The sequence below is a fragment of the Cryobacterium sp. MLB-32 genome (assembly GCF_000738085.1).
In the GTDB taxonomy this organism is placed as follows: domain Bacteria; phylum Actinomycetota; class Actinomycetes; order Actinomycetales; family Microbacteriaceae; genus Cryobacterium.
The window spans coordinates 1-9,233 of sequence record NZ_JPRS01000165.1; the positions used below are offsets into that span (position 1 = coordinate 1).

General features: G+C 65.9%; 10 protein-coding genes and 1 pseudogene. 7 read left to right on the forward strand and 4 right to left on the reverse strand.

The annotated features are described in order from the left end of the window. From JF66_RS14585 to JF66_RS14595, 3 genes and pseudogenes are all read left to right on the forward strand, one after another. A pseudogene (locus tag JF66_RS14585) lies at positions 1 to 1,111 on the forward strand (tyramine oxidase); the annotation flags it as partial. 6 nt (positions 1,112 to 1,117) lie between these two features. Further along, positions 1,118 to 1,657 (forward strand): hypothetical protein, encoded by a 540-nt coding sequence (locus tag JF66_RS14590; RefSeq protein ID WP_035879199.1) that lies wholly within the window; start codon positions 1,118 to 1,120, stop codon positions 1,655 to 1,657. A 97-nt stretch (positions 1,658 to 1,754) separates the two neighbouring features. After that, entirely contained in the window at positions 1,755 to 2,708 is a 954-nt protein-coding gene (locus JF66_RS14595; protein WP_035879201.1) for an SDR family oxidoreductase, read from the forward strand. A 1-nt stretch (position 2,709) separates the two neighbouring features. Here the strand turns inward: JF66_RS14595 and JF66_RS14600 are convergent, their stop codons facing one another. The 3 genes from JF66_RS14600 to JF66_RS14610 form a co-directional block, all read right to left on the reverse strand. After that, positions 2,710 to 3,135 carry a hypothetical protein gene (locus tag JF66_RS14600; protein ID WP_035879203.1) on the reverse strand — a complete coding sequence of 142 codons (426 nt, stop codon included), beginning with the start codon at positions 3,133 to 3,135 and terminating at the stop codon, positions 2,710 to 2,712. A gap of 196 nt (positions 3,136 to 3,331) precedes the next feature. Beyond that, entirely contained in the window at positions 3,332 to 4,213 is an 882-nt protein-coding gene (locus JF66_RS14605) for an alpha/beta fold hydrolase (RefSeq protein WP_035879205.1), read from the reverse strand. A 3-nt stretch (positions 4,214 to 4,216) separates the two neighbouring features. Then, complete coding sequence (locus tag JF66_RS14610) at positions 4,217 to 4,417, reverse strand: hypothetical protein (RefSeq protein WP_035879206.1); 201 nt, start codon at positions 4,415 to 4,417, stop codon at positions 4,217 to 4,219. 157 nt (positions 4,418 to 4,574) lie between these two features. On the opposite strand from JF66_RS14610, the gene JF66_RS14615 reads away from it, so the two are divergent. The 4 genes from JF66_RS14615 (at position 4,575) to JF66_RS14630 (ending at position 8,719) form a co-directional block, all read left to right on the forward strand. Next, positions 4,575 to 5,450 (forward strand): DUF4349 domain-containing protein, encoded by an 876-nt coding sequence (locus tag JF66_RS14615; protein WP_051973574.1) that lies wholly within the window; start codon positions 4,575 to 4,577, stop codon positions 5,448 to 5,450. A 44-nt stretch (positions 5,451 to 5,494) separates the two neighbouring features. Further along, positions 5,495 to 6,838, forward strand: coding sequence for a threonine/serine exporter ThrE family protein (locus JF66_RS14620; protein WP_035879208.1), 1,344 nt, complete (start codon positions 5,495 to 5,497; stop codon positions 6,836 to 6,838). Positions 6,839 to 7,011: 173 nt separating this feature from the next. Beyond that, positions 7,012 to 7,176, forward strand: coding sequence for a hypothetical protein (locus JF66_RS22385; RefSeq protein ID WP_231556445.1), 165 nt, complete (start codon positions 7,012 to 7,014; stop codon positions 7,174 to 7,176). 82 nt (positions 7,177 to 7,258) lie between these two features. Beyond that, on the forward strand, positions 7,259 to 8,719 hold the full coding sequence (locus tag JF66_RS14630; RefSeq protein ID WP_035879209.1) for a multicopper oxidase family protein: 1,461 nt from the start codon (positions 7,259 to 7,261) through the stop codon (positions 8,717 to 8,719). 52 nt (positions 8,720 to 8,771) lie between these two features. Here JF66_RS14630 and JF66_RS14635 read toward each other — a convergent pair whose 3' ends face one another. Beyond that, the gene (locus tag JF66_RS14635) at positions 8,772 to 9,023 is read right to left on the reverse strand and encodes a hypothetical protein (protein WP_035879210.1); all 252 of its coding nucleotides are present in this window, start codon (positions 9,021 to 9,023) and stop codon (positions 8,772 to 8,774) included. Between the last annotated feature and the right edge of the window lie 210 nt (positions 9,024 to 9,233).

Sequence of the window (9,233 nt, forward strand, 5' to 3'; positions counted from 1 at the left end):
GCAGAACTACTTCGACACCGGAGAGTACCTGTACGGACGTTTCACCAACTCGCTGGCCCTCGGCTGCGATTGCGTGGGAGAGATCACATACTTCGACGCGGTGCTCGCCGACGAACTGGGAAACCCGTTCACGATCGAGAACGGCATCTGCATGCACGAGGAGGACGTGGGAACGCTGTGGAAGCACGGCGACATGTTCACCGGCAGCCACGAGGTGCGCCGCCAGCGTCGCCTGGTGATCAGCTTCTTCACCACCGTGGGCAACTACGACTACGGCTTCTACTGGTACCTCTCCCTCGACGGCACCATCGAGTGCGAGGCCAAGCTCACCGGCATCCTCTTCACCTCGGCCTACCCGGGCATCGGCAGTCTTGAGGCAGCGGATGCCGCGGATGCCGACTACCCGTACGCGAGCGAGGTCGCGCCCGGCCTCGGCGCCCCGTACCACCAGCACCTGTTCAGCGCGCGGCTCGACATGCAGGTGGACGGGCTCAGCAATGCCGTCGATGAGGTCGAGGCGCAGCGTCTACCGATGGGGCCCGGCAATGAGCACGGAAACGCGTTCACGCAAAAGGTGACCCGGCTGGGAACCGAGCTGGAATCCGGACGGGTGGCGGACGCATCCGTTGCTCGCGCCTGGCACATCGTGAACACCGAGAAGACGAACCGGATGGGACGCCCCACCGGCTACGTGCTGTACCCGGAAGCGGCACCCACGCTGATGGCCGACAGCGGTTCGGGCATCGCCCAGCGCGCCGAATTCGCGACCAAGCACCTGTTCGTCACTCAGTACGACCCGGCCGAGCAGTATGCTGCTGGTGACTTCGTGCATCAGAATCCGGGTGGAGACGGCGTGACCAAGTACATCTCGGGCGACCGGCCCATCGACGGCGAAGACATCGTGCTCTGGCACACCTTCGGGCCGACGCACTTTCCGCGGGTCGAGGACTGGCCGGTCATGAATGTGGATTACGCCAAATTCACGCTCAAGCCGTACGGTTTCTTCGGCAAGAACCCCGCCATGAACGTGCCGGCCAGCGAGCCCACGGCTCACTGCTCACACGGGCACGACGGTACGGCCCATGACGGCGCCGCCCACGGTCAGCACTAACCGAGCATGACCATGGCCGAGACAATGAACGCGCTGATGATTGTCGCGGCCGCCGTGAACGCCTGCTGCGTGGTCGGCAGCAGGCGTTCACGTTCGTTTCACACCCTCGTCTCGGCCGGCTTGATGGCCGGGGCCATGCTCGATACGGCCACTCACGTGCTCGGGGTTCCCCCTCTGCTATGGGCCGTCATCCTCGTCGGCTGGGGCATTCTCGGCGCAGCCCTGCACCGCATGCGCGACGGACGCTTGGCCGCGCCGATGGGCGTGCCGAGTACCGTTCATCTCCATCACGGGCTGGGGCTCATCGTCACCGCGGCCCAGTTGATGGCACACAGCCAGCACACTGCGGCCGGCCCGCTGGGCGCGGTCGGCGGCCACGCGCACGCGTCGTCACTCTTGATACCCCTCGCCCTGGCGGCCGGCGCTGTTTTTGTGGTCTATTCCGCGACGCTGGTGGCTACGGGCAGCCGCACCCGCCTGGAGCGCGGGAACTTTCTCAGCATGTGCGCCATGACCGTGTCGATGGGGATCATGCCGTTCGTGTGAGGTCCGCGCCCGTCCAGCCGTGAATCTGCCCCGTGGGTTCGACTTAGCCCCGTGCAACGACTTGGATGGGTGCACATCAACGAATGCGGGAGAACTCATGGCACGCGAGCTGGCAGACATCGTGGTCCCAGACCTCACTGGAAAACTGGCCGTCGTCACCGGCGCCAACAGCGGCCTCGGCTTCGGCCTCACCGGTCGACTCGCGCGGGCAGGCGCCGAGGTGATTCTCGCCGTTCGCAATCAGGCCAAGGGCGAGGCCGCCATCCGGCGCATCCTCGCAGAGACGCCGGGTGCGAAGCTCAGCATCCGCCACATCGATCTCGCATCGCTCTCCACTGTCGCGGCCCTCGGCGAGCAACTCGCCGCGGAGGCCCGCCCGATCGACATTCTCATCAACAATGCGGGCATCATGATGCCGCCGAAACGAGATGTCACCCAAGACGGTTTCGAGCTGCAGTTCGGCAGTAATCACCTGGGTCACTTTGCGCTGACCGCTCACCTCTTGCCGCTTCTGCAGGCCGCCGGTGCCGCGCGCGTCGTGAGCCTGAGCAGCCTGATCGCCCGGACGGGACGCCTCGACTTCGACGATCTGCAGGGCACCAACTACCGGCCGACGCGCGCCTACGGACTGTCCAAACTCTCGACACTCATGTTCGCCCGGGAGCTGAACCGCCGCAGTGTCGCGGCGGGCTGGGGCATCCGCAGTGTGGCCGCGCACCCCGGCGCCACGATCACCAACCTGCAGATCACCGGCCCCACCCACGGCGGTGCCTCGGCCAGGACGATGCTCGCTCTCACGCAGGCGACCCACCGCATCGGTTGGTTGTGGCAGGAGATTCCCCAGGGCATCCTGCCGGCACTGTTCGCCGCCACCGGACCGCAGGCGGCCGGGGGCGGCTACTACGGTCCCGACGGGTTCGGCGAGCTCACGGGTGGCCCCTCTCCGGCCCGGCTTCCCTCGCGCGCGCTCAACAACGCCGACGCCGAGCGGCTGTGGCGGGTATCGGAGCAACTCACGCGGGTGGGCTTTCCGAGCGTCGTTCCGGTCTGATTTACGACCGGGCGGCGGCTGCCGATCGGTCGACCACGGCGCGAAGCCTCACGGACGAGTGCAGATAGGCCGCAGCGATCAGCGCGTTGAGGGCCGCCATGGCCAGAAAGAGCTCCGTCTCGATGCGCTGCCCGGATGTGACGCCGAGGTAGGCCCCCTGGCTGAGGAAGACGATCGCGAGCAGAAATCCGCTCCGCGGTCTGGCCGTCATACGCCACCAGGCTCGCGGAGTCGCCAAGGTTTCGTTGTCGCCACGGAACATGCGCGCACCGAGGCTCACCCAGGCGAGAACCGAAATTGCCACGAGAGCTGCCGCCGTGGGCCAGCCCAGCGCCATGGCGAAACCTACTGCCTCGCAGATGCCGACGACGTATCCGAGTGCGATGTAGCTGACCTTGCCCTGTGCTGATTCGATGCGAAAAAGCATCCGTTCTCCGATCTGTGCCGTGGTGCCCGGATCGTAGCGCCACGGTTCAGGCGCCCCCCTGACCGAGGGTAGCGGTTCACGCGTCTCGGCGGGGAATAGTCAGGGCCGGGCCAGGTCCGAGGCTCGACTCACGCGGCCTCGATCGCTCCTTCGTCGCGCCTCGACCAACGAGAGGACCGCCGAGCAGGTCTGAGAGTCAGCGCAGGTCGGAGGCGATCGGCTCGGCCGACGCCGCGGCATCCGCTTCGATGACGCGCACGAGCACGCGCGCGATACCCCGGCGGATGATGTGGTCGTTCGCCTCGACGCGGTGCATGGTCACGTGGCGCATCCGCTCGATCACGGTCATGCTGCCGGGCGCAATGAACTGATCGAGCGCGCCGTAAATCACGTCGATCGGCACGTGGAGGCTCGCGATATCGCTCACCACGGTCTGGGATTCGATGCAGTGCTCGAGCGACTTCACGAACGGCGTCCAGTTGTCGGTGGTGATCTCAAAGATTCCCTTGGGCAACAGCCGGGAGATGATGCCGGCGTTGGCGATGGTGAAATCCTTGTTCGTACGCAGGTAGTCATAGGCTCGCAGGTAGGCCGCGACCCGCGCCCGCACGCGCGGGTCGCCGATGTCCTGCGGCGACAGGTAAACCGGTGGGCCCACGAGCACCACCCGGGAGACCGCGCCGTGTCGGGTGAGCCGATTCCGGAATCCCTGCAGCGTGCCCCGTCGGTTCAGGGCGGCGTACCGGGTGCCGATCAGGCTGCCGAGGGAGTGCCCCACGAGCACGAACGGTTCGCGAAGATTCAGCGAGCGGATGGTGGCGGCGAGGGAGGCGACATGGTCTTCCAGGCGATACTCACACCCCTCGGGCGCCGGTGACTGGCCGAAACCCAGAATGTCGATCGCGATCACCCGATGCTGCGACGACAGTAGGGGAATGACCTCTTGGAACGTCACCGACGACGACGCGATCCCGTGCACGAGGATGACGACCGGACCGGATCCCTCGTCAGCCGCGATGTGCAGCAGGGGTGAACGACGGAATCGGCCCTGCCGATTACCCGTCGTCCACCGCGTCATGTCTCAATTATCGTTGCGCAAACCCTCTTTATAGTCGTTCTTGGCCTTGGTGGCATCACGCTCGGCCTCGGCCTGCTTCACCTTGGCGTCGGCCTGCACCTCATCGACCGTGTCCGAGACCTTGTCGCGAGCATCGTCTACCGCGCGTGAGATCTTTTCTCCCGTTGCGCTCAGGGCATCTTTGGCGTCGTCTGTGAATCCCATATAGTCCTCCAAATGAACGAGTTGCGATGGCATCGACCGCTGAGATCGCGGCCCGACCACATGACACTACTTCGGGCGGATCAATCGAGTCTGAATTGTGATCCGTCTCCCAGAAAACAGGCAGACAGGGCGACAGGCACAGAGAATACTGGGAAACATGAATCGTTCACGGGGCCGCACACCGCTCGTGCTGACCGCGGTCGTTCTCGCGGCCCTGCTGCTGGCGGGATGCACGGTGGGCAGCGGAGGGACCGCCGGCTCCGACAGCCAAGGCGCCCCGTCCGGCGTGACGGAACCGAGCACCGGCGACAAGACAGGTGCATTCTCGGCCGACGGCATCACGACCGAAGTGAACACGGCCAACCGTGATGTGGTCACCACCGGCTCTGTCTCGCTCACAGCGGCCGACCCCATCGAGGCCGCGCAGGAGGCCGTGATGATCACCGAGCGGGCCGGTGGCCGGGTCGACAGCCGCAACGAAACTCCGGCGACCGAGACCCAGGCGGCGTCCGCCTCCCTGACGCTCCGGATCCCGTCCACTGACCTGGACCGCACCCTCGTGGAGCTCAAGGACCTCGGAACCGTGAACTTCGTCTCACTCAACGCCACGGATGTGACCCGGCAGAGCCAGGATCTCGACGCACGCATCACCGCCCTTCAGACCTCTGTCGACCGGCTGCTCTCCCTGATGAGCACGGCCACCAACGCGACGGACCTGATCGCGATCGAGGGTGCGCTGTCGACCAGGCAGGCCGACCTCGAGGCGCTGCGCAGCCAACGCGATAGCCTCGCTGATCAAATCGATTTCTCCACGGTCACCCTTGAGTTGTACGAGGACGGCACGGTGGCCCCCGGCGCACCTGGTGATTTCTGGGCCGGCGTCGTCGTCGGCTGGCACGCCCTGATCACGACTCTTGGCGGTGTCATCGTGGCCCTCGGCGTTGCCCTTCCCTGGCTCGGCGCGATCGCCTTTGTCGGGCTGCTCGTGTTCCTCGGGGTTCGGCTGTTCACACGGAGGCGTCGGGCTACGTAAACTTGGGAAGTGATCGAGTTTCTGCCTAATACCCTTCTGCTCCGATGAACGACCTTACCGGGGCGATTCCCCTCGATCATGCCGCCTACACGCGTGCCGTTCTCGACCTCACCATGCGCCTGGCCGAGGTCATCTTCACGGCCGGCGCCGGCGCCGAAGATGCCACTGCTGCGATGGAGGCGCTGACGCGGGCCTATGGTCTCAAGGGCACGGAAGCGAACATCACGCACACGATCATCACCCTCACGCAGGAGGACCAGGCCTCGCACGAGTCCATCACGCGTAGCCGTAACGTCAAGTACCGCACCCTCGACTACACGAAGCTCACGCTCACCTCGGAGCTGATCGCCGACCTGATCGAGCACCCCGTGGACATCGCCGAGGCACGAAAGCGCCTCGCCATCATCGTGAGCTCCAAGCCCCAGGTGACCGTGCGCTACCGCCGCCTGGGCTGGAGCCTCGTCGGCGGGGGCGCGGCCGTCTTGATCGGCGGCGGGCCTGTCGTGATGATCGCGGCCTTCATCGCCACGTATTTCATCGACCTCATCACCACAACGCTCGACCACCGCCAGGTTCCGCTGTTCTACCAGACGGTGGTCGGGGGCGCCCTGGGTCCGATTGCCGCGGCCCTGGTGCACGTGCTCGACCCGACGGTCAACCAGTCCCTCGTCGTCGTCGCGACCATCATGATGCTGCTCGCGGGAGTGACGACCTTCGGCGCCGTGCACGACACACTCTCCGGCTTCTACCTCACCGGCACCGCGCGCATGGTCGAGGCCGTACTCATCACCGGCGGGCTCGTCACCGGTGTGGCCGGCTCCAGCCTGCTCGTCGCTCGATTCGGACTGGACCTCACGGTGCAGTCGCGCTGGGTGCCCACCCTGCTAGACCTGCCCGTGCTGCTCGCGGCATCCGTTGTCATCGTGATCGGATTCGGGCTCGCGGTGCAGGTGCCGTGGCGGGCATTCTGGGTGGTGTGCCTGCTCGGAGCCCTCGCGGAATTCCTCTACCTGGTGGGCATCCTGGCCGGCGTCGGGCTGGTGTGGGCCTCGGGGATGAGCGCGGTCGGGGTGGGTTTGGCCGCCGCGGTTGCCTCACGCATCGTGCGGACTCCCCCGCTCGTGATCATGGTGACCGCCCTGGTTCCCCTGGTTCCGGGACTGATCCTGTTCCGCGGACTGCTTCAGCTCTCTAACGGCGATATCAACGGCCTGCTCAACCTTCTGACTGCGGCCGCCGTGGCGCTCGCACTCGCGGCGGGCGCCATCCTGGCCCAGTATGTGGTGCAGTATGTCTGGGGCCCGGCGCGCCGCCTGCAGCGACGCTTCGTCGGCCCGCTCATGGCTCTGCCCGTGCGTCTCAGTCGCAGCGGGAGCAAGCGGATCTAGACCGGCGGGAGCGGGGCACGTGATGCGCACGGATGTCCCCCGCACGTTCGACCGCACGGGGGGCACTCCCGGCTCCGTGGGCACGGTTGTCTATGCCATCCAAAAATATACCCCTAGAGGTATACCATGGGTACAGACGCACTGAATGACCGAACGGAACGGAGAAGATGATGATGTCGGGGACAGCAGGCATGGGGTGGTCGTGGGGATTCGGTCTGCTCGCGATCGCGGGCATCGCGCTGATCATCTCGGTGGTCGTGCGACTGCTCGCGAACCGCACGGATACCGCGGCCGCGAAGCCGGAGCCGATGTCGCCCGAGCCAGTGGGGTGCGGCTGATCCTGGATGAGCGCTTTGCGCGCGGAGAACTCACCGCTGAGCAGTATCGCGACCAGATGCGAATACTCGGCGAGGCCCGATAGTGCGCCCGATCACGCGGCGCAACGCGCTCATCCTGGGCGGAGTGGGAGCTGTCGGGGTCGCCGTCGGCGGAACGGGCCTGTGGATGACTCACGATGCCTCATCTCGCACTCCGTCGCAGACGGGCACCGGAAACGAGTTTACGGAACCCACAGAGCTGCGCAGCAGCAACGGGACCCTCTCCGTCGCTCTGGAAGCTGCCGCCGGTCAGCTGACAGTAGCGGGGAGAACGGTGACCGCGCTGGGCTATAACGGTGGCTTGCCAGGGCCGACGCTGCGCGTTCGAGGGGGCGACACGCTCCGGGTGAGCCTGCACAACGGTCTGACGAACCCGAGCAACCTGCACGTGCACGGGCTTCACGTGTCCCCGGAGAATAACAGCGACAATGTCTTCGTCACGGTTCCGGCCGGGGACTCCTTCGATTACCGGTACGAGCTGCCCCTCAACCACCCGCCGGGCGTGTACTGGTATCACCCGCACCAGCACGGTTATGTCACCGACCAGGTGTTTGGCGGCCTCTACGGCGCCATCATCGTCGAAGACCCGACCCCCATCACCGTGAGCCGGGAACGCGTGATCGTGATTTCCGACATCACGCTCAGCTCGACAGGAACCATCCCGGCGGCGACGCCGATGGAAAAGATGTCGGGTCGCGAGGGAGAGCTCGTGCTCGTCAATGGGCAGCTCAATCCGAGCCTCACGGCCCGCCCCGGCGAGCGGGAACGCTGGCGCGTCGTCAACGCCTGTGTGTCCCGCTACCTGCGCCTGCGCCTCGATGGGCAAGAGGTAACCCTGCTCGGAATCGATTCCGGGCGCCTGTCCTCCCCGCGCTCGGTCGACGAGATCGTGCTCGCGCCCGGCAACCGGGCCGACCTCCTCGTGACCGGGCACGCCGGAACGTCCCGCCTCGAGGCGCTCCCGTACGACCGCGGATCATCCGGGGGAATGATGGGAGGAGGCAACGCCCCCGCTCGCGGTGACATAACCCTGGCCACGCTCACGGTCGCGGGTGAGACCGCCGCCACGCCGGCCGCCATACCTGGCCAACCCGCGGCGCGTGACCTGCGCGCCACGACGGTGACCGCGCGGCGCGAGCTGGTGTTCGCGATGGGCATGGGCGGCATGGGCGGGGGAATGATGTCCCCCACGATCAACGGGCGCGCGTTCGATGCGTCCCGAGTCGACGAAACGGTGCAGTTCGGAAGCGTCGAGGAGTGGCTCCTCACGAATACGAGCACGCTGGACCACCCGTTGCATCTGCACGTCTGGCCGATGCAGGTCGTCGAGCAGGGCGGCACGGCCGTCGAGACCGTGATCTGGCAGGACGTGGTGAATGTGCCGGCACGAAGCACGACTCGAGTGCGAATCGCTTTCGACGACTTCAGCGGACGAACGGTTTATCACTGCCACATCCTCGATCATGAGGATGCCGGAATGATGGGCGTCATCGAGGCTCGGTGACCACGTTCTCGGCGACCACGTCCTCGGCGGGAACGTGCCCGGTGGGCACGTCCTAGTTGGGCACGTCCGGCTCGATCTCTCCCGCGGGCGCTTCGTCGACCTCTTCGTAGAAGCGGTAGGGCACGGGTTCTTCGGTTTCGTGACCGCGGCGGTAGCTGCGCATGATCACGTTGCCGTCGTCGACGGCTTCGAGCACCACGGTGTCCTGGTACTCGCCTTCCACGTATTCCAAATCGACTTCCATGCCTGAAGCCATGGGATTGGGTCCGTAAAGAACGGCCTTGTAGGTGGCGATTCCAGTCATGTGTCCGACCTCCCTGTCGTTCGCCCGGTCGGAATGACGCGGGCAACGCTCGTGCTCCGTCAGCATACGACGGCAGAGAGCGGATGCACAGAGCTCAGGGGCACATCCGCAACTTCGGAGCACATTCAGTGCCTTTCATCAGTGCTTTCTTGTGCCGGGGGTGGTGCCCTGACGGACGTTACCGCGTATTCTTCAAGAGATGGGGCCGCA